Below are 24,704 nucleotides of genomic sequence, written 5' to 3'. Positions count from 1 at the left end.
CGGCATCCGCTGCGCCCCGAAGGAGGAGTCATGAGTCCCGATCCGATCCCCGACCAGCCCGCCGTCCCGACACCGCTCGACCACACCCCGCCGGAGGCGGGACCGGCGACCGGCATCAAGCTCCTCGCGGAGGCCGCCGGGACCTTCCTCCTCGTCTTCGGCTCCATCGGGGCCGCCCTATTCGCCGCCGACTTCGGCACCAGCGACGCGGGCACGTCGCTCGGCATCGGCTTCGTGGGCGTCGCCCTGGCGTTCGGGCTCACGATCGTCGCGGCCGCGTACACGTGGGGTCCGATCTCCGGCGGGCACTTCAACCCGGCCGTGACGCTGGGGCTCGCCGCGGCGGGCCGCTTCCCCTGGCGCGACGCGCCCGGCTACATCGTCGCCCAGATCGTCGGCGGCGCCGTGGGCACGAGCCTGCTCGTGCTGATCGGGATGTTCGGCCCCGACGGGTGGCTCACCCAGCGGCAGGACGCCGGCTTCGCGAGCAACGGCTTCGGCGCGCAGTCCCCCGGCGGGTTCGGGCTCGGCGCGGCGATCACGGCGGAGATCGTGTTCACCGGCATCTTCGTGCTCGTCATCCTCGGCGTCACGCACGCGACGCGCGGCACGCCGTTCGCCGGGCTCGTCATCGGCCTGACGCTCACGCTCATCCACCTGGCATCCATCCCGATCGACAACACGTCGGTGAACCCGGCGCGGTCCATCGCGACGGCGATCTACGGCGGGGGCGATGCGCTCGTGCAGCTCTGGGTGTTCCTGGTGTTCCCGATCGTCGGCGCACTCATCGCGGGCTTCGCGCACAAGGCGCTCTTCGACTCCCGCAACGCCGCCTGATGCACGCCGGAAGGCCCGCCCCCGCGAGGGGACGGGCCTTCCGGACGAGAGAGCCGCAGAGCGTCAGACGAGGTCGAACCGGTCGAGCTCGGTGACCTTGCCCCACGCGGCCGCGAAGTCGTGGACGAACTTCTCGGTCGCGTCATCCGAGGCGTAGACCTCGGCGAGTGCGCGCAGCTCGGAGTTCGAGCCGAACAGCAGGTCGACGCGGGTGCCGCGGCCGACGCGCTCCGTGGTCCCCTCCTTGACGCCTTCGTACGCCTGCGAACCCGGGTCCAGCGCGGTCCACGTCGTCCCCAGGTCGAGGAGGTTGACGAAGAAGTCGTTCGTCAGCACGCCGGGGCGCGTGGTGAAGACGCCGTACTCCGAACCGTCCCAGTTCGCGCCGAGCACGCGGAGACCGCCGACGAGGACGGTCATCTCCGGCGCCGTGAGGGTGAGGAGGTTCGCCTTGTCGATGAGCTGGTGCTCCTGCGGCAGCACGGCGTTGCGGCCGTAGTAGTTGCGGAATCCGTCGGCCGCCGGCTCCAGGTAGGAGAACGAGTGGACGTCGGTCTGCTCCTGCGAGGCGTCGGTGCGGCCCGCGCGGAACGGCACCTCGACCTCGACACCGGCATCCTTCGCGGCCTTCTCGACGGCGGCATTGCCGGCCAGGACGATGAGGTCCGCGAGGGAGACCTTCTTGCCGTCGGTGCGGCCGTCGTTGAACGACGCCTGCACGGACTCGAGCTGGGCCAGGACCTGCTGCAGCTGCGGCGGGTTGTTGACCTGCCAGTCCTTCTGCGGCTCCAGCCGGATGCGGGCCCCGTTGACGCCGCCGCGCTTGTCGCTGCCGCGGAAGGTCGACGCTGCCGCCCACGTCGTCGACACGAGCTGGGCGACGGTGAGCCCGGAGGCGAGGATCTGCGCCTTGAGCGCCGCCGCGTCGGCGTCGTCGATGAGGACGTGGTCGACGGCCGGCAGCGGGTCCTGCCAGATGAGCTCCTCGGTCGGGACCTCGCGGCCGATGTAGCGGGAGATCGGGCCCATGTCGCGGTGCGTGAGCTTGAACCAGGCACGGGCGAACGCGTCGCCGAACGCCTCGGGGTCGTCCTTGAACTTCCGCGAGACCTTGTCGTACTCGGGGTCCACCCGGAGGGCGATGTCGCTCGTCAGCATGCGCGGCTCGCGTCGCTTCGACGGGTCGTGGGCGAGCGGCACCATGTCCGCGCCCATGCCGTTCTGCGGCCGCCACTGGTTCGCGCCGGCGGGGCTCTTCATGAGCTCCCACTCGTAGGCGTACAGGATGTGGAAGAACTCGTTGTCCCAGCGGGTCGGGTGGTAGGTCCAGGTGACCTCCAGGCCGGACGTGATCGTGTCATCGCCCTTGCCGGATGCGTGGTTGTTCCGCCAGCCGAGACCCTGCTCCTCCAGGCCCGCGGCCTCCGGGTTGTCCTCGAGGTTCGAGTCCGGTGCCGCGCCGTGGGTCTTGCCGAAGGTGTGGCCGCCGGCGATGAGGGCGACGGTCTCCTCGTCGTTCATGCCCATGCGCGAGAACGTCTCGCGGATGTCGCGCGCCGACGCGAGCGGGTCGGGGTTGCCGTTCGGGCCCTCCGGGTTGACGTAGATCAGGCCCATCTGGACCGCGGCGAGCGGCTTGTCGAGCTCGCGGTCGCCCTTGTAGCGCTGGTCGCCGAGCCAGGTGGTCTCCGGGCCCCAGTACACGTCGTCGTCCGGCTCCCAGACGTCGGGGCGGCCGCCGCCGAAGCCGAACGTGTTGAAGCCCATGGTCTCCAGCGCGACGTTGCCGGCGAGGATCATGAGGTCGGCCCAGGACAGCGCCTGCCCGTACTTCTTCTTCACGGGCCAGAGCAGGCGGCGCGCCTTGTCGAGGTTGACGTTGTCGGGCCAGCTGTTCAGCGGGGCGAAGCGCTGCTGACCGGCTCCGCCGCCGCCACGGCCGTCGTGCACGCGGTACGTGCCGGCGCTGTGCCACGCCATGCGGATCATGAGCGGGCCGTAGTTGCCGAAGTCGGCCGGCCACCAGTCCTGCGACGTCGTGAGGACCTCGGCGATGTCGGCCTTGACCGCGGGGAGGTCGAGCGCCTCGAAGGCGGCCTTGTAGTCGAAGTCGCCGCCGAGCGGGTTGGCCTCGACGGGGTTCTTCTTCAGCACGCGCAGGTTCAGCTGGTTCGGCCACCAGACGTTGTTCGCCGAGCCGGTGGTCGGGTGCGGCTGCGCGTGGACGACGGGGCAGCCCGTGGCCTCCTCGGCGTACGCCTCGTCGGTGTCGGTGACCGTGACGGACTGGTTGATGTCGGTCACGTCCTCGCCGATGGGGGCGGCGGTGGGTTCGTGGTCGGTCATGTGATTCCTTCCTCGGGTGGTGGTGCTCAGGCGGCGGCCGCGCACGTGGAGCACAGGCCCCAGTACGTGACCTCCGCCGACGCGATCGCGAAACCGTGGTCCTGCGATGGCGTGAGACAGGGGGCGTGCCCGACCGCGCAGTCGACGTCGGCGACGGCGCCGCAGTCGGTGCAGATCAGGTGGTGGTGGTTGTCGCTGACCCGCAGCTCGAAGAGCATCGGCTGCCCGGCCGGCTCGATCCGGCGCACGATGCCGGCGTCGGCGAAGTCGTTGAGCGCGTTGTACACCGACTGCCGGCTCAGTCGCGGCATCCGGGGGCCGACGTCGGCGAAGAGCGCATCGGCGCTCGCGTGCGGGCGGGCGGCGAGCGCGTCGTAGACCGCGGTGCGCGACTGGGTCACGCGGAGGCCGGCCTCGCGCAGCGCCTCGGGTGCCGCCGGGTACCGTGCGGGGCTGTGCACGGTGGTGGTCGACATGCCGCGAGTCTATCGCTTCTTTTGATCGAATCCAAATGAGCGCGAGGCGTGTCAGCCGGCGACGAGACGCGCGGTGCCCGCCTCGTACTCGGTCAGATCCCCGCTCTCGCCGGCCGCCGCCGCGCGCCCGCCCACGACGAGCATGTACGTCAGGAAGGCGGCCAGCGCGAGCGTCCCCAGGCCGATCTTCACGGGCCACGGCCATGGCTGCGCCGTGACGAACCCCTCCAGGAGGCCGGCGACGGCGAGGACCAGGACGAGGCCGACGGCGACCGTCGCGAGCGAGCGCCCGGCCGCCGCGAGCGACTCACCGCGGCTCCGCGGTCCGGGCGCAACCCAGGCCCAGAAGATGTGCAGCCCGGCCGCGGCCGCGACGAAGAGGCAGGTGAGCTCGAGCTGGCCGTGCGGGGCGATGTAGAGGAGGAACACGTCCCCCCGGCCGTGCGCGAACAGCACGGCGGCGGCGACGCCGACCGAGACCGCGTTCTGCATCATGACCATGACCGGCCACAAGCCGGTGATGCCGAACAGCACGCACTGCGCGGCGATCCAGGCGTTGTTGGTCCACACCGTCCCGGCGAACACGGCCGCCGGGTTCTCGCTGTAGTAACCGGTGAACTCGTCCTCGGCGTACTGCTGAAGCCCCGCCTCGTCCCCGAGCGCGGCGATGACGGCGGTGTCGCCGGCGACCCAGGTGGCCACCAGCGCGGCGACGGCGAGGAACGCGAGCGCGATGACGAGGGTCGTCCAGCGCAGCCGGTACAGGGCCGCGGGCAGCTGGTGGGCGAAGAAGCGCGGCACCTGACGGAGCACGTTGTCGGGGGCGCCGGTCAGCCGCAGCCGCGCCCGCGCGAGCAGCGTCGACAGGTGGTCGCCCTCCGGGCTCCGGCCCGCGGTCGTCTTGATCTCGGCGAGGTCGGCGGAGGCCGACCGGTATCGGGCGACGAGCTCGTCGACCTCGCGGCCGCTCGGCCGGCGGATGCGCCCGAGCTCGTCCAGTCGCGCCCACTCGGCACGACGCGCGGCCGTCAGGGCGTCGAGGTCCATTTGCTTTACTGTACCCATGGCCACCCCCGGACCCACCCCGGCGCCGGCGGAGATCCGGCAGGACGAGATCCTCACCGGCGAGGCCGTGGCCCTCGACGTGCAGCCGGTCGGATTCTTCCTGCGGGCCCTCGGTCTCCTCATCGACATGCTGACCGGCATCGCCCTGCTCGCGCTCTTCCTCCTCGCGGCGTCGTGGGTCACCGGCGTGGGGCTCGACCTGTCCGCCCTGTCCCCCGCCCTCACGGTCGCGAGCCTCGCGGTGGTGACGGTGGTCCTACCGACGGCGGTCGAGACCATCACACGAGGGCGGAGCCTCGGCAAGCTCGCCGTCGGCAGCCGGATCGTGCGGACCGACGGCGGCGCCGCCGGCTTCCGGCACGCCTTCATCCGCGCCCTGACCGGCGTCCTGGAGGTGTGGTTCACGCTCGGGGCGGTCGCGGGCATCGTCGGCGCGTTCACGCCCCGCGCGCAGCGCCTCGGGGACCTCCTCGCCGGCACCTACGCCGAGCGCACGCGCGCCCCGCAGCTGCCGTCCCCGGCCGGCGGCGTGCCGGAGGCGCTCGCGGACTGGGCCCGCATCGCGGACGTCACCCGGCTCCCCTACCGCGTGGCGCGCCGCGCCGCGCAGTTCGTCCGGACGGCGACGGGCCTCGACCCGGCGGCGCGGGCGCGCACCGCCGCGGCGATCGCCGCCGACATCGCGCCGCACGTGTCACCGCTGCCGGCCGTCGACCCGGAGACCCTCGTGCGGGCCGTCGTCGCGGTCCGCCGCGACCGCGAGTACGCCGCGCTGGTCGGCGAGCAGGCGCGCGTGGCACGCCTCACGGCCGGCACCCGTGCGGCGCCGCGCGGGTTCCCCGAACACTGACGGGGGCCGGTCGGCGCGCGTCAGTAGCGGTAGTGGTCGACCTTGTACGGCCCCTCGACGGGAACGCCGATGTACGCGGCCTGCGCCGGGGTCAGCTCGGTGAGCTCGACGCCGAGCGCCGGCAGGTGCAGGCGGGCGACCTTCTCGTCCAGCGCCTTGGGGAGCACGTACACGCCGACGGGGTACGCGTCGGTCCGGGTGTAGAGCTCGAGCTGGGCGAGCACCTGGTTCGTGAACGACGCGCTCATCACGAAGGACGGGTGCCCCGTCGCGTTCCCCAGGTTCAGCAGGCGCCCTTCGCTGAGCACGAGGATGCTGCGGCCGCTCGGCATCCGCCATTCGTGCACCTGCGGCTTGATCTCGATGCGCTCCGCGCCGGGCAGCGACTCCAGCCCCGCCATGTCGATCTCGTCGTCGAAGTGGCCGACGTTGCCGACGATGGCGAGGTGCTTGAGGCCCTGCAGGTGCTCCACCGTGACGACCTGCGTGTTGCCGGTCCCGGTGATGAGGATGTCGACGTCGCCGACGACGGACTCGAGCCGGGCGACCTGGTACCCGTCCATCGCGGCCTGCAGGGCGCAGATGGGGTCCACCTCGCCGACGATGACGCGGGCGCCCTGGCCGCGCAGCGCCTCCGCGGCGCCCTTGCCGACGTCGCCGTACCCGGCGACGAAGGCGACCTTGCCGCCCATCAGGACGTCGGTGGCGCGGTTGATGCCGTCGGGCAGCGAGTGCCGGATGCCGTACTTGTTGTCGAACTTCGACTTGGTGACGGAGTCGTTGACGTTGATGCCGGGGAAGAGCAGCCCGCCGGCGGCGTGCAGCTCGTACAGGCGGTGGACGCCGGTCGTGGTCTCCTCCGTGACGCCGAGGATGCCGGCGGCCATCCGCGTGAACCGCTGCGGGTCGCGGGCGAGGCTGGCGCGGAGCGTGTCGAGCACGATGCGGTACTCGGCGGAGTCGCCGTCCGCGGCGTCGGGGACGGCGCCGGCGCGCTCGAACTCGACGCCCTTGTGCACGAGCAGCGTCGCGTCGCCGCCGTCGTCGAGGATGAGGTTCGGGCCGTCGAAGCCCTCCGCCGACCAGTCGAAGATGCGGTCGGCCAGCTGCCAGTACTCCGCGAGCGTCTCGCCCTTGAACGCGAACACGGGGACCCCGGCGGGCGCCTCGACGGTGCCGGTCGGCCCCACGGCGACGGCCGCGGCGGCCTCGTCCTGCGTGGAGAAGATGTTGCAGCTCGCCCAGCGCACCTGCGCGCCGAGGGCGACGAGCGTCTCGATGAGGACGGCCGTCTGCACCGTCATGTGCAGGGAGCCGGCGATCCGCGCGCCGCGGAGCGGCTGCGACGGCCCGAACTCCTCGCGCAGGGCCATGAGGCCGGGCATCTCGTTCTCGGCGAGACGGATCTGGTGACGGCCGGCTGCGGCGAGCGCGAGGTCGGCGACGACGAAGTCGAGGGTGTCCACGGGAGTCGGCATCCGCCTATTCTCCCACTCCGCGCGCCGCGTGCGGCGCGGTCAGACGCGCAGCGTCTCGTGCCGGACGACGACCCAGCCCTTCGGTACGGAGAGCCGGTCGGTGTGGATGGCGCACAGGTCGTGCGCGTGCGGGTCGTTGCCGCGCCCCAGCGGGCCGACGGCGGCCATCTGGTCGCCGTAGTCGTAGGTGAGGGTCGTCACCGCTTCGCGGGCACAGCCCACCTTGGAACACAGTCTCTCGCGCATCGTGTCCACGCTAGCGAGCGGTGGCCGAGGCGGGCGCAGGCCGCGCCGCGCGACCTAGGATGGGCTCATGATCAGGCGCCGCGTCCGCACCGCGACGACGCGTGCGCGGCCGTCCCGCCACGGCCGGCACGGCCGCGAGGACCGCAGCCCCGTCGTGCGCCCGCCGCTGCCGCCGCTGGAGACGCGGGCGGAGAAGTTCGACCTCGCCGTCGGCACGGCGGTGGAGTTCCTGCGCAGCGCCTGGCCGGGGCTGCGCGACGTGCGGTTCGACATCGGAGCGATGCCGGCCGACGCCGACGCGGACGGCATCCCCCGCTGGACGGTGCTCGCAGATCAGAAGCGGATCATCCTGTACCGCCTCCCCATCGAGCGGCTGAGCCACCTGCACCGCGACGACGAGCTGCACCGCCGCATGTCGGTGGAGAGCTGCGTGTTCCGCGCCGCGGCCGAGTATCTCGACAAGGACCCGTGGGACCTGGGTCCGGAGCGGTTCCGCTACTTCTGAGCCGTCACTGCGTGTAGACGACGATGGCGGCGGCCGCGGCGTCGGCGGGCAGCACGGCATAGCCCGCGAGGGCGCCGGCGCCGGAGTACGTGACGTTCGCGCGCACCTCCGGGCCGCCGGAGACGAGGCGGTACACGGTGCCGGAGCGCAGCGCCAGCCGCGCCCCGCCCCCGGCCGGGACGGTGACGTCGGTCGCCTCGCCGGCGCCCGCCTCGGCGGCGACCTCCGCGACCACGTCGGGGTCGCCGTCGTTCGTGAGCGTGAGCACGGGCGCGCTCCCGTCGGCCACCGCGAACAGGCTCGGCACCTCCAGGGCGTCGGCGGCCGTGTACCAGGCGAAGTCCGCGCCCTGCCCGAACCCCGTCGTCTCCCAGACGGCGGCGACGACGGGGCCGCTCGCCTCGACGCGCACGCTGTACGCGCCGACGCCGAGGCCGTCGAGTTCGAGCTCCAGCGGGATGCCGGCATCCAGCGTGACGGTGCGCGGCTCGTCCACGACGCCGCGCGCGCCGACCCGGGAGACGGTGACGCTCGCCTCCGCCCCCGCGGACGGGGCGAGGAGGCGCAGCAGGGTCGTGGTGTCGGAGGCGCCCTCGTCGCCCGGATCGGTCGTGACGGAGAAGGCGGGGATCACCTGGGTCCCGGCGGGCGCGGCGGTCGCGCCGACCTGATCGACGCCGCCCGGGACGAGGGTCCGCGTGATGCTCGCCTGCAGCGCGGCGTGGACGGGGGCCTCCGAGGACGTGACCCGGATGACGGGGCTCTGCTCGCCGCGCGCGAGCCCGGCGAGCGGGAGGATGCGCTGCGTTCCGGCCGGGACGACGATCCCGGTGCCGGACGCCGGCTGCGCGGGCCCGGCGGCGCCGTAGACGGTCAGGTCGACGCGGGCGGCGACGGTGCCGGGGTTCGTCAGCAGCACGAGATCGGCCGCGCCGGTGATCGCGCTGCCCCCGACCAGCCAGGACTCCATGAGCGGCGGGGTGCACGCGGACGCGGCGAAACCGGCGAGGTCGGGGTCCGCGACGGATGCCGAGCCGGCGGCGGCCACGTCGGTCCGGGTGCGGTCCTTCGGCGCAGCCGTGAAGGCATCCGGCCCCCGGCCGTCGACGACGTCGGGGACGAGGAGCGTCGCAGCCTCCGCGGGTGCGCTGCCCGCGCCGGTCGCCGCGACGACGCTCTGGCCGGCGGCGAGGGTGAGTGCGCCGGCGTCACCGGCGTCGCGGCCCAGCGCGAGGACGGGCCCCGCGCAGGCGAGCACGGATGCCTCCGGCTCCGGGATCGCGGTGACCGCTACGGGTTCGCGGGCGACCTCCGGCCACGGGAAGAGCGCCGCCGCGGTGGCGCCCAGCACGAAGACGACCGTCACGGCGATGCCCACGGCGGTCCGCGCCCCGCGCTGCACCCGGCTGATGCTCATCGGCTCTCCGCTCTGCTCGTGCCGACGACGCGGGGCAGGCCCCGCACCTCGCGCCGGCTCGCGGTCGTCGGCAGGGCGAGGAGCAGCGCGACGGCGATCACGCCGAGCTGGATGCCCGCGACCTTCTGCGCCGTGGCGGCGGTCTCCGCCGCCGCGACCCGGGGGGCGACGTCGCCGGAGAGGCGCCACAGCGTGCCCTTGGCGGTCTCGCCGACGATGTCCAGGCCGTCCCGCTTGTCGAGGGCCGTCTGCGCGGACAGGCGCAGCGCCCGCGCACCGTCGGCCTCGCCGGTCGAAGCGGTGCCGAGGACGACGAAGGCGATGCCGTGGTCGGCCAGCCGGTCCACGACGTCTCCGGCGGCATCCGTGATGAGGTCCGCCGTCATGCGCGCGATCGTCACATCCGCGGCGTCGGGTGCGGTGCGCGCGGAGAGGAGTGTCGTCTGGCCGCCGAGCGTCGCGCTGCCACCCCAGACGACCGTCGACGAGATGCCGCCGTCGGGCTGCGGGACGAGGACGAGCGTCCCGGTGGAGGTCCCCCCGCGTCCCTCCGCATCCACGTACGCGGGAAGGGTGCTGGCGGGACCGTTCGTCAGCGCCGCGGCGCCGCGGACGGTGGCCGTCAGCGCGGGGAACGCGGCGACGCCGAGCGCGACCGCGACGACCGCCGCGGCGGCGACGCGGGCCAAGCGGATGCCGGGCAGCAGGTCGAGGGTGAGGAGTGCGGCACCGAGGAAGCCGGCCCACGCGAGGCTGAGGGCGCTGCCCGGCCAGAGGGCGACGACGTCCGTTCCGGTGGCCGTGAGCGTCACGCCCACCGCCGCCAGCGCGGTCGCGAGCCCCACGGCGGCGATGAGCAGCGTAGCGAGGGATGCCGTGAGCCGGGCCGTGAGCGGGGCGAGGAGCGCGAGAACGATGAGCGGCACCGTGAGCAGCGGCACCCACCACACCGGCGCACCGGCGCCGAGGAGTGCGGACCAGCCCCCGGGGTCTGCGGCGGGGAACCCCGCGGTCAGCAGCAGCCGGCGGAAGACGTCGACACCGCCGGCGGTGTCGAGCGGGACGCCGGGGTCGGCCAGCAGGCTCCACCCCTCGCCGGCGCGGAGCCGGTGCCAGACGAGCGGCGCGAAGATCACCGCGGTCGGGACCAGGAGCCACACGACGTGCGGCAGCCCCCGCCCGCCGCGGAGGACCAGGGTCAGGATGACGGCGACGAGCCACAGCGCCACGAGGGCCGGCGCGAGCGACGGCGCGCAGGCGATGACGGCGGCCAGCAGCAGGGAGGCCACGCCCGCGCTCGTCCAGGAGCGGTGCGCGACGACGCCGGTGTAGAGCAGCCAGGGCAGCAGCAGGTGGACCAGCACTGCGGCGGGTCGCCCGTCCACGAGCGCCGTCAGGAAGGTCGGCGCCAGCACCCACACGATGGCGCCGAGCGCGCGGAGGGTGCTCCGGCGGGTGACCCGCGTCGCGGCGAACCAGCCGCCGAGGGTCGCGAGGGGCAGCGCGAGGAGCCAGAGCACGACGACGGCGCGTGAAGGCTCCCACGGGGAGAGACTGCCGAGCAGGGCGACGAGGCCGCTGAACGGGTCCGCGGGGCCGACGAGGTCCCAGCCGAGCGGGCGCTGCCCCCACGCGGCGTCCTCCCACAGCTGGGCGAACGTGGCCCGCAGCGGAGCGAGTGCTCCCCCGCCCAGCACCGGCCACGCCAGCAGCGCCGGCAGGACCACGGCGGACAGCACGAGCGCGGCGAGGACGAGCCACGCCCCGCCGCCGGTGAAGAACCGCAGGTCGTGCCGGTCGCCGGCGTCGCCGGCGTCGTCGAGCCGGTGCCGCAGCTGGGCGGTCGTGACGCGCAGCGGCGCCAGCTGCGCCCACCCGGCGGTGCGGGCGCGGCGGAGGCGCCCGCGCGCGGCCGCGACGGACGGGAGACGCATCATCGCGACGACCGCGGCGGCCCACTCGGGTCCGATCCGGTCGGGCTGCTTGCCGAGGAGGTGTCCCAGGGTGCGCCACAGCGCGAGCGGGAGCAGCGACAGCCAGTGCAGCGGGAGGGTCGCCCCCGGCGCGTAGACCAGCCGGCGATGCAGCTGCGCGGTGCGCGTCGCGTAGGCGCGGCGCACATGCGCCCGGAAGTCCTCGCCGCCCGGCGGGCCGGCCACGCCATCGCCGGCGACGGCGACGATCGCCGTCGGCGCGAGGGCGACCCGGCTGCCCGCGAGCCGCGCGCGCACGCCGAGATCGAGCCCCTCATCCGCGCCCGCGAGGGCGGGGTCGATGCCGCCGAGCGCGCGCCATTCCGGGGCGCGCACGAGGAGGCCCCGGACGTCGGCGCCGAGCACGTCCTCCGTCGCGTCGTGCTGGCCCTGGTCGAGTTCGCCCTCGGCGAGACCGACGGTACGGCCGAGGCGGGTCATCGAGACCCCGAGCGACACGATCTGGGCGCGGTCGTCCCATCGGACGAGCTTCGGCGCCGCCAGGGCGACGGAGGGCGCCGTCTCGAGGGCGCCCGCCAGCCGTGCGAGGGCGTCCGGTGCGGGCGCGGTGTCCTGGGCGAGGAGCCAGACGGCGTCGCCGTCGAAGCGGTGCGTGGCCATGCGCAGCGCCTGGGCGTAGCTCGTGGACCGGTCCGCGGTGATGACGCCCTCGGCGCCGGAGGCGCCGGCCGCCTCGCGGAGCGCGTCATCCGGCCCGCACAGGACGAGGGTCAGCGCGTCCACCGGACGCGACTGCGCCGCGAGGGCGGTCAGCGTCCGGCGCAGGTGGAGGTCGGCCGGGATGCGCCCATCGGGGCGCACGACCAGCAGTGCGTGGACTCGAGCGGGCATGACATGGTCAGCCTAGGCGGCGCACGGCCGGCGCCACGGCAGCCGCGCGCGATTCGCCGGGATCGGTCAGCTCGCGCGGCGCTTGAGCTTGCGCCGCTCGCGTTCGCTCAGCCCGCCCCAGATGCCGAACCGCTCGTCGTTGTGCAGGGCGTACTCGAGGCACTCGCCGCGAACGTCGCACGATCCGCAGATGCGCTTCGCGTCGCGGGTCGATCCGCCCTTCTCCGGGAAGAAGGCCTCGGGGTCGGTCTGCGCGCACAGCGCCTCGGACTGCCAGGCGAGGGCGGTGTCCTCGTCGGTCGCGGCGGGCCGACGCACGCCGGGCACACCGAGATTGATCGGATCGACGAACCAATTCTCGGGAACGCCGGAACGGTAACCCGTCATCTCGCTCTCCCACCTGTATATCCACACGATGTCCGCGTGTAGGGATAATTACACCCTTGTCATTCGCCGCGGTCAAGTCGCAGATCGTAAAGCCTCAAGCGAAGATTGAACCTTCTTGACGCGTCATCGGCGTGTCGCGGGGCCCGCGACGGCGGCGGGCGGCGCCCCTCCCCCACCCGCCACGGCGCGTCACGGCACCTGCGGGTCGCGCCGCTGCCACCGGCATCCCCTGTGACATCCGCTCGCGGGATGTCGCAGCATCCGCCGGTCGAGCACGCCGCCACGCGCGTGATGCGGGACGGGGTCGGCGCGGGAGCGGCGGATTCCGCCGGGGAACCTCCCGATTCAGCCGCGGCCGGGCTGGGCCAGGAAGACGTCCCCCTCGCCGGTGAGCTCGACGCTCGCCTCGTCCGCCGTGAGGTAGGCGGCCTCGGCGGGCCGCAGCACGACCGAGCCGCCGGGCGCGGTGACGGTGACCTCGCCGCCGGTGACGAGCACGATGGCGGCGCCGGCGAGCGCGACGCGCTGCGGGCGGTCGGGCTGCACCGCGGCGTGGACGAGGGTGAAATCCGGGATGCCCACGTCGAAGACCTCGGCGCCGTCCGCGGTGACCGGCGTCACGAGCGGTGCGGGGCCCGGGGTCGTGTCGACGATCCGCATCAGCTCCGGCACATCGATGTGCTTGGGAGTGAGACCCCCGCGCAGCACGTTGTCGCTGGCCGCCATGAGTTCCACGCCGAGACCCGCCTGGTACGCGTGCAGCACGCCGGCGGGGGCGAACAGCGCCTCGCCGCGGCGCAGATCGACGAGGTTCATCAGGAGCGCGACGACGATCCCGGGGTCACCCGGGAAGTCCTCGGCGGCGGCCCGCAGCACGTCCAGTTCGGCGGCGAAGTCGGCGCTCGAGGCGCGCCGCAGCGCCACCACCAGGTCGTCGATCTCCGCCTGCGCCTGCCCGCTCAGCGCCCACTCGATCGTGGCGCGCAGGACGTCGGCGTCCCCGCCCGGCGCGGAGAGGCGCGCGGCGAGCCCGGCGACCCCGGGGGCATCGCCCAGCGCGGCCAGCAGCCGGCGGGTCTCCTCGAGCGGGCGCAGCCCGACGAGGGCGCGGAACACCTCGCTCACGGCGACGATGATCTCCGGCTTGTGGTTCGCGTCGCGATACGTGCGCTCCGGCGCGTCGAGGGGGATCCCCGCGGCGTTCTCGCGCGCGAAGCCCGCCACGGCCTCCGCCAGGGAGGGATGGGCCTGGATGGACAGCGAGCTGCCCGCGGCGAGGAGCTTCAGGAGGTACGGCAGCGGAGCCTCGCCCCGGTCCGCGACCAGCTCGTCCAGCGTGCGACCGGACCCATCCGCGACCCGTGCGGGGCAGCCCGGGTGGTCGCCGTACCAGATCTCGGCTTCCGGACGCCCGCCCGGCGGCCGGCCGACGAGCGCGGGGATCAGGGTCTCGGACCCCCACGAGTAACCGCGGGGCTCGTTCGTCAGGCCGATGAGCACACCCTCAGCCTAAAGGCGCCGCGCGGTAGCCTGAGCGCAGATGTCTGTTCACACGATGCACCCGATCGCGGCGCCGCCGCAGGCGCCGGCGCGGGAGAAGACCGGCCACCTGCTGCTGCGCGGGTGGTGCATCTTCGTGCTCGCCGGCGCCATCGCCGGCACCAGCTGGCTGCTCGCCGTCGGCACCCTGGGCTCCGGGATCGTCGCCGTCGGCTCGGGCCTCATCTCCATCGCCCTGTGGGTGAGCCTCCGGCCCGCCGTGCAGTGGCGCCGGCTCCCCTGGTTCGCCGTCGGCTACATCACGTGCGCGGTGTCCTCGCTGCTGTGGACCGCGTGGCCCACCGCCACCGCGATGACCCTCCTGCTGCTGCTCACGACCTCGGTGCAGGCGATGTTCGTGGGGGCCGTGCTCACGTGGCGCGAGCTCATCCGCGCGCTCGCGTCGGCACTGAAGTGGATGCTGGGGCTGTCGCTCCTGTTCGAGCTGTGGGTCTCGCTCGTCTGGCAGGGTCCGATCCTCCCCGGCTTCGTGCGTCCCGACGGCCCGGTGGACGATCCGATCGTCCTGTGGTCGCGCGACAACCTGTTCGACGGCGGACGCATCCAGGGTCTGTTCGGCAACGCGAACGATCTCGCCTACGTCGCCCTCCTCGCCCTCGTCGTGTTCGGCGTGCGCCTCGCCTCCGGCGCGCCGCGGCGTGTGCTCCTGGTCGGGTGGATGCTGCTCGCCGCGTACCTGTTCGTCCGCGCCGGCTCGGCGACCGCCTCCTTGGCGGCGGCGGCCGTCGTCGTCGTCCTGCTGACCGCGCTGCTCATGCGCACCTCCGACCGCCCCGGCGGCCGGACCCGCTTCTACCTGGCTTATTTCGTCGTCGCGGCGGGCGGCCTCACTGCGCTCTGGTTCAGCCGCGACGCGGTCTTCGCCCTCCTCGGCCGATCCGCCGACCTGACCGGCCGGGAGGACATCTGGGCAGCCGTCATGGAGCGCGCCGCAGAGCGCCCCGTGCTCGGGTGGGGCTTCTCCACACCGTGGGTGCCGACCGACCCCGGCTTCGACGGCTGGATCATCGACCACGGACAGACCGTCATGCAGGCGCACAACATGTGGATCGACGTGTTCTTCCAGCTCGGCGTGGTCGGGCTGGTCCTCATCGCCCTGACGTTCCTCGCCTACGTCTGGCGGGCGTGGTTCTTCGCCGTGGACCGTCCGCGCTGGGACCTCGTCGCGGACCGCCCGTACTCCGCGGCGACGCTCGTCCCGACCCTGATCGGCGCCATCCTGATCGTGCGGGGGCTCGCCGAGTCCGGCCCGCTGCTCGCGTGGGGCTGGTTCATCGTCGTGACGTTCGCCTTCAAGATCAAGCAGGCGCCCCTGATCGGCCGCGGGCCGAGCGAGAGCCGCCTCACCGGCGAGCAGGGCGAGCGGCTGTCCACGCGATGAGCACGACGTCCGAGAACGCGCGTCGCCGACTCGGGGCGCTCCTGCGCTCTGCCGACTTCGCCCGCGTCTACACGCTCACGGTCTTCGCGACCATCATCGGGTCGCCCTTCATCGAGGCCGTCGCCGGGTACGTCCCGCTCGTGACCGCGGTCGTCGGGCTCTGCGGCATCGGCGCCGGCGTGCTGTTCTCGCGGCGCGCCGAGATCTCCTGGCTGCGTCTGGTGCCCACGACGCTGCTCATCTTCCTCGTCTGGGCGTTGACGAGCGTCGCGTGGAGTACGGATGCCGGCATGAGCTTCTGGCGCTGGCTCTCGACCCTCGCGATCGCGTTCCTCGCCGTCACGATCGGCCATATCCGCGACACGCTGCAGACCGTCCGCGCCCTCGGTGATGTCGCGCGTGTGCTGCTCGTGCTGTCGCTGGCACTCGAGGTGCTCGCCGGCATCCTGTTCGACACCGCCTTCGAGTTCCTCGCGATCCAGGGCAACATCGCCCAGCTCGGCCCCATCCAGGGCATCTTCGGCACGCGCAACATGCTCGGGTTCGTCGCCGTCATCGCGGTCATCACGTTCGTCATCGAGTGGCGCACGCATTCGGTGCGCCCCGAGGTGTCGCTCGCGTCGATCCTCCTGGGGACCGCGATGGCCCTCCTGTCAGCGTCGCCGACGGTGTTCGTCGTCGCCGCGGCGGTCGCCGTGGCGGCCGGAGCGCTGCAGCTCGTCCGCACGGCGGATCCCGCGCGCCGCGCGGCACTGCAATGGGGGCTCGCTGCTCTGGTGGCCACGGGCGGCATCGTGCTGTACGCGCTGCGAGGCCGCATCGTCGCGGCCCTCGGCGCGGCGGACGACCTGTCGATGCGCACGACGCTGTGGGACCTCCTGCAGTTCTACGCGCGCCGGCGGCCGGTCCAGGGATGGGGCTGGTTCGGGGCGTGGGCCCCCGACGAGCAGCCTTTCCTGACTCTCAACCTGCTCCTCGGCCAGCGGCACACGACCGCGCTGAACGCCTACATGGACGTCCTGCTGCAGGTGGGGTGGGCGGGGTTCGTGATCCTGATCGCCTTCGGCGGCATCGCCCTGGTGCGGTCCTGGCTCGACGCGAGCCAGCGACGCTCCCCGGTCTACGGCTGGACGCCGCTGCTCCTGGTCGCCCTCGCCACGGTGTCGCTGTTCGAGAGCTTCGCGCTGTTCGGTGCGGGCTGGCTGCTGCTCGTGCTGGCCACCGTACGGGCCGGACAGTCCCGCTCGTGGCGGCGCAGCATCCGGGTGCCGGAGCCGGACCAGGACCTCCCCCGGTCACAGGAGACGTCAGGATCGGCCGGGTAAGCTGATCCTCGGCCCGACGCGCGGCGCCCTCGCTCTGCCCCGGAGATGATTTGTGACCTACGTCCTTCAGAACGTCGTGTTCGCCGATCCCGCCGACCGTGCCCGCGCGTGGGAGGTTCGCAAGTGAGTGCCGCCGCCCCGGCCTTTGATCCCGCGACCGCCACCATCGCGGTGGTGACGTTCAACCGGTCGGGACTGCTGACGCGTCTCCTGACGAGCATCACCGCCATGGACCCCAAGCCCGGCAACGTGGTCATCATCGACAACGCCTCCACCGACGACACGACGGACGTCGTGGAGTCCTTCCGCGACGGCCTCGGCACGAATCTCGTCTACCGCCGCCTGGACACCAATACGGGCGGCTCGGGCGGCTTCAGCGAAGGCATGCGCGTCGCCTACGAGCTGGGGTCGACCTGGATCTGGCTGATGGACGACGACGTCGAGGTCATGCCGGACGGACTCGCGAAGATGGGCAAGTGGGCCCCCCGGTTCAAGAGCATCCAGGGCCGCCGGTACGACTACGACGGCAGCGAGTTCTACTGGCAGTACCGCATCGCCGAGCGGATGGGCATCCCGATCCCGTTCGCGCCGTCCGGGTTCGACGAGTCCGGCTACAAGGAGATGAACTCCGGCTGTTTCGAGGGCATGTTCATCCACCGTGACATCGTCGAGAAGATCGGCCTGCCCGACCCCCGGTTCTTCATCTACTGGGACGACCAGACCTACGGCTGGCTCGCCTCCCGCCAGACGACCTCGGTCATCGTGGACGAGTTCGTCCTGCGCCGCACGCGCGAGATCAAGCAGTGGGACATGGGCATCCGCCACATGAACGCGTCCAGCGACGCCTACCGGTACTACATCATGCGCAACCGCGCGCACATCAAGCGCTACTACCGGGCGCTCGGCGTCTACAACCCGGTGCTCTTCGGCGCGGGGACCGCGCTGACCTTCGTGAAGGAACTCATCCGCCTGCTGTTCGTCGAGCGCAAGGTCCGCGGCACGTCCAACCTCTTCCGCGGGCTCCGCGACGGCGGCAGGATCGCCCGCGACGCCTCGTGGAAGCCCATGCCCCCGCTGGTAGGCGCCACCGCGATCTGAGCGGCTTCTCATCCTCTGTTAGATTCGGCGGGTCGCGGCCGTTCGCCGAGGCGTGGTCTGACGCCGGGGAGCGGAATGTCGATGGTGCGCACACGGGGCCGCGGCCGCCTTCTCGCGACGGTGACGGTCATCGCGTCGCTGTTGTCGGCGGCGATCGCCGTCCCGGCCTCTCATGCGTCGGCGGCAGACGGCACCGCGAGCCTGTCGGGGACGGTGGACGGGTACGACAGCCCCGCGTACGGAGTGTCCAACGCGACGGTCTGGGTCTACCGCGACGGCGCATTCGTCACCAACACGAACTCTGACCACAGGGGTGCGTACACCATCGCCGGCCTCGCCCCCGGTGAGTACGACATCCTGACCACTTACTGCTGCTCCGCGAAGGCGTACATCAGTGAATGGGGTGACGACACGCACGGTGCGACCCAGCTCGCCCCGACGGTTCTCGCCGAGGGGCAGAACACGCTCGACATCGTGCTGGATGCCGGCGGCTACATCACCGGGACGGTGACGGGGGCAGGCAAGAACGTCCACGCGACGATGACGCTCGTGCCGCTGGAGCCGATCATTCCGGGGTTGGAACGCCGGGCCTGGGTGGGTCCCGACGGGCTGTCGACCGATCCGCTCCCGCCGGGACGGTACGGCATCATCGCCGCCGCGGGCGGCTGGCTCACCGAGGATCACAACGGCGTCAAGACCACGACGCCCACCGAACCGGCGATCGTCGTCGAGCGCGGCGCGACGACCTCCGTGGCGATCGAACTCGACCCGGCCGGCCAGATCTCGGGCACCGTGTACATCGACAACCGCGACGGCACCCGGAGCCCCGCCGCCGGCGCGCGGGTCGGGTGGACCAACCTCGCCGACTACAACAACCGGTGGGGCAGCATCGTCACCGACGAGAACGGCGAATACGCGATCCGGGGGGTGAATGGGCAGTACGTCCTGTCGTACTCCGCCGACGAGACGCTGCCGGAGTACTCCGGTGGTTCCCGCACGGAGGAGGACGCTCAGGTCGTGACGGTGCGCGACAACGAGATCGTCGACGGGATCGACGCCACCCTCGACATCGGGGGGCGCATCGCACTGCGTACCACGCTCGCGTCGCGACCCGGCAGACCCCCGGTGTACGCCGATACGTCCCACATCGAGTTCGCGCGTCTGGACGAGACCACCGGGCGCTACACCCTCGTCGACCCCCCCGGCGGGCGCGGATCGATCGATTCCCCGCTCACCGCGTACGGCCCGTTCACGCCGGGGACCTACCGCGTCACCGCGTACGCGAACGACTACATCGGCGCGTTCTTCGACTGGGCGACGGTCATCGTCCCCTACACCGCCACCGTCTCCGACATCTCGGTGACCGCGGGGTCGACCACGACGATCGGTGCGGTGACCTTGACCACCGACTACTACGACCCGGTGCATCCTCCGGATCCGGAAGCGCTCCCCCGCGATGCCGGCTCCTTCCTCAGCCTCGCTCCTGCGCGACTGCTCGACACGCGGGTGGGCACCGGTGCCCCGGCGATCGCCGTGGGGCCCGGAAAGAGCGTCGATGTGCAGGTGACCGGACGCGGCGGGGTGCCAGGCTCGGGCGTGGGAGCCGCCGTCGTCAACCTCACGGTCACCGGCGCGACCGCCGGCGGGTTCCTGACGGCCGGCCCGACGGGACAGCCCCAGCCGAACGCATCGAACCTGAACTTCGGCGCCGGGCAGACGGTCGCCAACCTCTCCAGCGTGAAGGTCGGCGCAGAGGGCAAGATCACGCTGACGAACAACTCGGCCGGCACCCTCCACGTCATCGCGGACATCGCGGGCTACCACCCGAGCGGCGTGCCCTCGGCGCCCGGGACGTTCGAGACGCTGCGGCCGAAGCGCATCCTCGACACCCGGGAAGGCATCGGCGCCGACTGGGTGCCCGTCCCCGCCCACGGGAGCGTCGATCTCGAGGTCACCGGCCGCGGGGCGGTCGCGTGGTCCGGTGTCTCCGCGGTCGTCCTCAACGTGACCGCCGTCAGCCCGACGGCGGCCGGCTTTTTCACGGTGTATCCCACCGGAACAGCGCAGCCTGCGGCATCCAACCTCAACTTCGAGCGGGGGCAGACGGTCCCCAACCTCGTGACCGCGAAGCTCGGCGAAGGCGGACGGGTGAGGCTCACCAACAACTCCGCGGGGTCCGTGCACCTGCTGGCCGACGTCGCCGGGTACTACCTCGACGGCGAACCCGCCACGAAGGGCGCTTTCGCCGCACTCGAACCCACGCGTGTGCTCGACACGCGGGTGGGCAACGGCGCGTCCCGGGTCGCAGTGGGGGCGAACCAGACCATCGATCTGCAGGTGACGGGCCGCGGCGGCGTGCCGGCGTCGGACGTCTCCTCCGTCGTGATGAATCTCACGGTGACAGGACCGACCGCCAACGGCTTCCTCACCGCCTATCCGTCCGGCACATCCCGCCCGACCGCGTCGAATCTCAACTTCACGGCGGGTCAGACGCTCCCGAACCTCGTGACCGTGAAGGTGGGCGACGGCGGCAAGGTGAGTCTCACCAACAGCTCGGCCGGCACGGTCCACCTCATCGCGGACGTCGCCGGCTATCACCTCAGCGCAGACCGCCCGCTCGGCTGACGGCGCCTCGGCCAGGCGCTGGTCGGAGTCGGCGCGAAGATATGAGAGGATGCGCATACGTCTGGGTCGAGCGGCGCGCGACCCACCCCGATCGATGACGGAACGTCTTCACCGTGGGCGACGAACCCGCACGCCGACGGCGCCGTCACAGCTGGGGAGCACTCTTGCACGGGATGATCGCGAAATGCGCGCTCGCTTCTGTCTTGCTGGCGACGAGCCTCGCACCGGCCGGCTGGCTGCCGGCCTCCTCGTTCTCACCGGGCAGCGTGACGTCGCCCGCACCCACGCCCTCCGACACACCCGCCCCCGCACCGACCGAGGCGCCGACGCCTTCCGCGACCCCTGCACCCCCCGAAACACCTGCGCCGCCTGCGGCGCCGGACGTCCCTCCTGTCGATGCGACGCCGTATCCCGCTCCCTCCGTGCCTCCCGCCCCCGACCCCTCCCCGCCGCCCGTCGATCTCGGCGAGCAGGTGGAGGACGCCATCGAGGAACTCGAGGCCGAGGTCCGCGAACTGGACCGCACGCCCGGCGCGTTCCAGCCTCAGGAGGTCCCCTTCGTGCCGGGGGACGCTGCCGCTCCGCAGACCGTGCAGTGCTACGGCGACAGCATCCTCGGGGGTGTCTGCGGATCGAACGCCGGAACTCCGCTGAACTCCGCGCTGCCCGGCTGGACCACCGTGGATCGTTCTCTCGGGGGTCACTGGTCGACGTCCATCGCCGTGAACGCGGGCGCCTACCGGATGCAGCTCGTCGACCCCGTCACGATCGCCGCGTCGGGGGACACGGCCCTGCCGACACCCTTCCTGTTCGAGGTTCCCGCCGACGCCATGGGCGGCGTGACGATGCGGGTGTCCATCGCAGGTGTCGAGGGCGTCCTCGTGCACCGCGTCGACCTCGGCATCTCCTGGCGTTTCACGCGGGCGGCGCCCGGCGACCCGATCGCCGTCGCGCCCGGAACGCCGATCGTGTCGCTCGGCGCGATGATGCCCGGCGCATCGACGATCATCTGGGCCGGTACGAACAACCTGACCGCGACCGCGCAGATCCTCGCCGACGTGGATGCGATGGTGCAGCTGCACCGCAGCATCTCCGACCAGCCGTTCTGGGTCGCGTCGATCACACCCGCCTGGGGCAATGCGACGTCCGTGTACGGCGTCGCGCGCACTGCGTTGAACGCGCAGCTGGAGCAGCGCTACGGCGACCACTACATGCCCGTCGACGAATACATCGCGAACGGAGCGCTCACCGACGCGGGGATCATGCCGACATCGAGCGACCGTTCCTGGATCAGGTCGGGGCTCAACCCGCCGTCGTTCCACTCCGCGGCCGACTGGGTCCACTTCAACCGGGCCGGGCAGGACGCGATCGCGCGCTTCGCCGCACGGTTCGTTCAGGGCGGGACGACGCGCGCGCAGCAGAGAGCGCTCTTCGCCGCGGAAGCGGCGTTCCAGGTCGACGTCCACGGAGCGACGATCACGGTGCGCGGATGGGCCTTCGACCGCAGCGACCTCTACGATCGCATCCCGGTCGGGATCACCGTCGACGACCAGTGGATGCTCGCGACCTTCGCCGACGGCCCCTCGCCGGAGCTCGCCGGCTTCGGCGTACCGGGAGGCCACGGGTTCCGCTGGTCGAAGACCCTCGCGGACGGCAGGACCTACAAGATCTGCATCGTCGGCGTCGGCATCGGCGCCGGTGCCAACGCGTACCCGCCCTGCGTGACGGTCGCGCTCCCCACCCTCCTGCCTCAGGGAGACATGTCCCTCATCGACGCGGGCGGCGGGACCATGGCGATCGTCGGCTGGGGCTTCGACCACGCCGACCTGTACGCATCCATCCCGGTGGGGATCATCATCGACGGCCGTTGGCACGCGGGGCTCACCGCATCCCTGCCCAGCGCCTACCTGCGGCCCTACGGTGTTCCCGGGAACCACGCCTTCTTCCAGGGCGCACAGGTCGGAAGAGGCACGCATTCGGTCTGCGCGGTGGGCGTCTCCACGGTCACGAATCGCAACTCGATCCTCAAATGCGACTCCATCACCCTGAAATAAGGTGATCTCATGGCCGGCCCTGCAGTGACCACCGACACCCCCGCGCCCGCAGCGTCGCGGGCCGATCTCCGCACCCGCCGCCGTACGCCCCGAGGCGGGGGCGCGTCGGGCTTCCGACCCGACATCCAGGGGCTGCGCGCGCTCGCCGTGACACTCGTCCTGCTCTACCACCTCTGGCCGGACGCACTGCCGGGCGGGTACATCGGCGTCGATGTCTTCTTCGTCATCTCCGGCTTCCTGATCTCGCAGCACCTGTTCCGCGAACTGTCCCAGACCGGGCGCGTCGCCGTGCCGGCGTTCTGGGCCCGGCGGATCCGCCGCCTCCTCCCGGCATCGCTCCTCGTCCTGATCGCGACGCTGGCCGGAACCGCCCTGTGGATGCCGGCGAGCGAACGGATACGTGCGTTCACCGACATCGGCGCCAGCGCCGTCTATGCCGTGAACTGGGTGTTCGCGCGCGGATCGGTCGATTACCTCGCCCAGGACGACGCACCCTCGGTCGTCCAGCACTATTGGTCGCTCGCCGTCGAAGAGCAGCTCTACGTCATCTGGCCGATCCTGATCGTCGGTATCACCCTCGTCGTCGGCGCGGTCCTGCGGCGCCGCGGGAGAGCATTCGCGTGGAGCGGGCAGCGTCGGACACTCACGATCGCCCTCGGCGTGGTCTTCGCCGCGTCGCTCGTCTTCTCGGCCACCCTGACCGCCACCTCCCCCGGCGAGGCCTACTTCAACACCTTCGTCCGCGCGTGGGAGTTCGCCGGCGGCGCCCTCCTCGCGCTGCTCGTGTCCCGGTTCCCCGCGATGCAGGAGTCGTCCTCCGGAAAGCGGGCCGTCGCGGCCACGCTCCTCACCTGGACGGGCGTCGCGATGATCCTCGTCGCGAGCTTCACCTACACCGATGCGTCACCGTTCCCGGGCACCATGGCCCTCCTTCCGGTGGCGGGCACCCTCATCGCGATCATGGCCGGCGCGCAGCGCGGTCCCGTGACGCTCAGCGGGATCTCCACCTGGCGGCCCATCGCCAGCATCGGCACATGGTCGTACTCCATCTATCTGTGGCACTGGCCGATCATCGTGCTCGCGCCCTTCGCACTGCAGCGGGCCCTCGGGGACCTCGACCGCTGGATCATCGTGGCGCTGGCCGTCCTGCTCGGCGCGCTCTCCAGCCGGTTCATCGAAGACCCGGCCCGCTCACGCAGGTGGGGCCGTCGCCCGTGGCGCGAGTTTGCATTCGCCGTCGTCGTGCCGTTGGTGATCGTCCTCGTCGCCGCCCTTCAGGTCACCGCCATGACGGCCTCCATCGCCGCGGCGGCCGAACGGGCCGAAGCCGCCCGCGTCGCCGCGGAACGGGAAGCGGCGGAGAGCGCGGAGAACGCCACCGCGGCGGAACCGCGGGTCTGCTACGGAGTCGCGGCCATGCTCGAGCCGGAGCTCTGCATCGATCCGTTCACCGCGCAGACGGCCATCGACACCGCCTTCGCTGCCACAGACCTCGATCCGAACTGGTGCCTCACGCAGCTCCACGAGGAGTGGCGCACCTGCACGTACGGCGATCCGGAGGGACCCGCGGGAACGCTCGCGCTGGTCGGCGACTCGCACGCGGCCGCGATGATCCCGGCGTTCCACGAGTACTTCGCGAAGGCCGGCTGGCGGGTGGACACCTTCACGAGATTCGCCTGCTCCGCCGTGCACTCCGACCCGGCAACGGTCTCCCACTGGGACGAGGGCTTCCGCGTCGGGTGCGCGAACTGGGGCGCCCGCGTGCAGCAGGAACTGCGCGACCGTACCGACATCAGCGTCGTCGTCTACCACGTGTTCGACAGCCGCGTCTTCATCCCCGGCGATGACGCGCTCCAGCTGCAGCAGAGGGACGCGATGCGGGAGGTCTGGTCCTCGATCGAAGCCACCGGCAAGCAGGTCCTGCTGCTGCGCGACATCCCCGTGACCGGAGACGTCGACATCCCGACCTGCCTGTCGCAGATCACCGTTCCGGCGACCGCGCCATGCTCGCAGCCGGTGAGCACCGCGGTCCTCGACGATCCGATCACCGCCGCTGCCGGGGTCGACGTCCCGATGATCGACATCACCGATCTGTTCTGCACGGACGGCACCTGCATGTCGTACATCGGAGGGGTCGTCGCCTACGCGGACAGCAACCACGTCAGCGGGACGTACGCGCGCAGCCTGGCGCCGATCCTGGGCGACCGCCTGCTGGCCGCGCTGGAGTGA

General features: G+C 72.3%; 18 protein-coding genes. 9 read left to right on the top strand and 9 right to left on the bottom strand.

All coding sequences use genetic code 11. The annotated features are described in order from the left end of the window. Window positions 1-30: 30 nt before the first annotated feature. A complete protein-coding gene (gene aqpZ / locus MSA03_RS07495) occupies window positions 31-837 on the top strand; it encodes an aquaporin Z (protein ID WP_147050224.1) in 807 nt (268 codons plus the stop codon). A gap of 63 nt (window positions 838-900) precedes the next feature. Here aqpZ and katG read toward each other — a convergent pair whose 3' ends face one another. From katG to MSA03_RS07480, 3 genes are read right to left on the bottom strand one after another with little or no spacing between them, the layout of a single operon-like run. Further along, on the bottom strand, window positions 901-3,183 hold the full coding sequence (gene katG / locus MSA03_RS07490; RefSeq protein ID WP_147050223.1) for a catalase/peroxidase HPI: 2,283 nt from the start codon (window positions 3,181-3,183) through the stop codon (window positions 901-903). A gap of 26 nt (window positions 3,184-3,209) precedes the next feature. After that, on the bottom strand, window positions 3,210-3,659 hold the full coding sequence (locus MSA03_RS07485) for a Fur family transcriptional regulator (protein ID WP_036272943.1): 450 nt from the start codon (window positions 3,657-3,659) through the stop codon (window positions 3,210-3,212). A 51-nt stretch (window positions 3,660-3,710) separates the two neighbouring features. After that, entirely contained in the window at window positions 3,711-4,706 is a 996-nt protein-coding gene (locus MSA03_RS07480) for a stage II sporulation protein M (protein WP_147050222.1), read from the bottom strand. Window positions 4,707-4,722: 16 nt separating this feature from the next. Here MSA03_RS07480 and MSA03_RS07475 point away from each other — a divergent pair, with 16 nt between their 5' ends. Further along, window positions 4,723-5,574 carry an RDD family protein gene (locus MSA03_RS07475; protein ID WP_147050221.1) on the top strand — a complete coding sequence of 284 codons (852 nt, stop codon included), beginning with the start codon at window positions 4,723-4,725 and terminating at the stop codon, window positions 5,572-5,574. A 20-nt stretch (window positions 5,575-5,594) separates the two neighbouring features. Here MSA03_RS07475 and ahcY read toward each other — a convergent pair whose 3' ends face one another. After that, a complete protein-coding gene (gene ahcY, locus MSA03_RS07470) occupies window positions 5,595-7,052 on the bottom strand; it encodes an adenosylhomocysteinase (RefSeq protein WP_147050220.1) in 1,458 nt (485 codons plus the stop codon). Window positions 7,053-7,091: 39 nt separating this feature from the next. After that, window positions 7,092-7,298, bottom strand: coding sequence for a DUF3499 family protein (locus MSA03_RS07465; RefSeq protein ID WP_028496764.1), 207 nt, complete (start codon window positions 7,296-7,298; stop codon window positions 7,092-7,094). Between the two features lie 67 nt (window positions 7,299-7,365). On the opposite strand from MSA03_RS07465, the gene MSA03_RS07460 reads away from it, so the two are divergent. Further along, complete coding sequence (locus tag MSA03_RS07460; RefSeq protein ID WP_170245468.1) at window positions 7,366-7,803, top strand: metallopeptidase family protein; 438 nt, start codon at window positions 7,366-7,368, stop codon at window positions 7,801-7,803. A 4-nt stretch (window positions 7,804-7,807) separates the two neighbouring features. On the opposite strand, the gene MSA03_RS07455 is transcribed toward MSA03_RS07460, so the two are convergent. The 4 genes from MSA03_RS07455 to manA form a co-directional block, all read right to left on the bottom strand. Further along, the gene (locus MSA03_RS07455) at window positions 7,808-9,220 is read right to left on the bottom strand and encodes a DUF5719 family protein (protein WP_147050219.1); all 1,413 of its coding nucleotides are present in this window, start codon (window positions 9,218-9,220) and stop codon (window positions 7,808-7,810) included. Beyond that, on the bottom strand, window positions 9,217-12,045 hold the full coding sequence (locus tag MSA03_RS07450) for a glycosyltransferase (RefSeq protein WP_147050218.1): 2,829 nt from the start codon (window positions 12,043-12,045) through the stop codon (window positions 9,217-9,219). The genes MSA03_RS07455 and MSA03_RS07450 overlap by 4 nt, the downstream gene beginning before the upstream one ends. Window positions 12,046-12,111: 66 nt before the next feature. Continuing rightward, window positions 12,112-12,432 carry a WhiB family transcriptional regulator gene (locus tag MSA03_RS07445; protein WP_081782786.1) on the bottom strand — a complete coding sequence of 107 codons (321 nt, stop codon included), beginning with the start codon at window positions 12,430-12,432 and terminating at the stop codon, window positions 12,112-12,114. Window positions 12,433-12,777: 345 nt separating this feature from the next. Further along, window positions 12,778-13,932 carry a mannose-6-phosphate isomerase, class I gene (gene manA / locus MSA03_RS07440; RefSeq protein WP_147050217.1) on the bottom strand — a complete coding sequence of 385 codons (1,155 nt, stop codon included), beginning with the start codon at window positions 13,930-13,932 and terminating at the stop codon, window positions 12,778-12,780. A gap of 40 nt (window positions 13,933-13,972) precedes the next feature. On the opposite strand from manA, the gene MSA03_RS07435 reads away from it, so the two are divergent. The 6 genes from MSA03_RS07435 to MSA03_RS07410 all read left to right on the top strand — a co-directional run bounded on the left by MSA03_RS07435 (window position 13,973) and on the right by MSA03_RS07410 (window position 24,704). After that, on the top strand, window positions 13,973-15,373 hold the full coding sequence (locus MSA03_RS07435) for an O-antigen ligase family protein (protein ID WP_147050216.1): 1,401 nt from the start codon (window positions 13,973-13,975) through the stop codon (window positions 15,371-15,373). After that, complete coding sequence (locus tag MSA03_RS07430) at window positions 15,370-16,698, top strand: O-antigen ligase family protein (protein WP_092897024.1); 1,329 nt, start codon at window positions 15,370-15,372, stop codon at window positions 16,696-16,698. Before MSA03_RS07435 ends, MSA03_RS07430 begins: the two co-directional genes overlap by 4 nt. 123 nt (window positions 16,699-16,821) lie before the next feature. Further along, the gene (locus tag MSA03_RS07425) at window positions 16,822-17,796 is read left to right on the top strand and encodes a glycosyltransferase (protein ID WP_244946356.1); all 975 of its coding nucleotides are present in this window, start codon (window positions 16,822-16,824) and stop codon (window positions 17,794-17,796) included. A gap of 81 nt (window positions 17,797-17,877) precedes the next feature. Next, the gene (locus tag MSA03_RS07420) at window positions 17,878-20,421 is read left to right on the top strand and encodes a peptidase associated/transthyretin-like domain-containing protein (RefSeq protein WP_147050214.1); all 2,544 of its coding nucleotides are present in this window, start codon (window positions 17,878-17,880) and stop codon (window positions 20,419-20,421) included. A 422-nt stretch (window positions 20,422-20,843) separates the two neighbouring features. After that, window positions 20,844-22,475, top strand: a complete 1,632-nt coding sequence (locus MSA03_RS07415) for a hypothetical protein (RefSeq protein WP_147050213.1) — start codon at window positions 20,844-20,846, stop codon at window positions 22,473-22,475. A 9-nt stretch (window positions 22,476-22,484) separates the two neighbouring features. Then, window positions 22,485-24,704, top strand: coding sequence for an acyltransferase family protein (locus tag MSA03_RS07410; RefSeq protein ID WP_147050212.1), 2,220 nt, complete (start codon window positions 22,485-22,487; stop codon window positions 24,702-24,704).

This window comes from Microbacterium saccharophilum, from assembly GCF_007992455.1.
Lineage (GTDB): Bacteria > Actinomycetota > Actinomycetes > Actinomycetales > Microbacteriaceae > Microbacterium > Microbacterium saccharophilum.
This window is presented reverse-complemented; position numbering and strand designations above follow the sequence as displayed.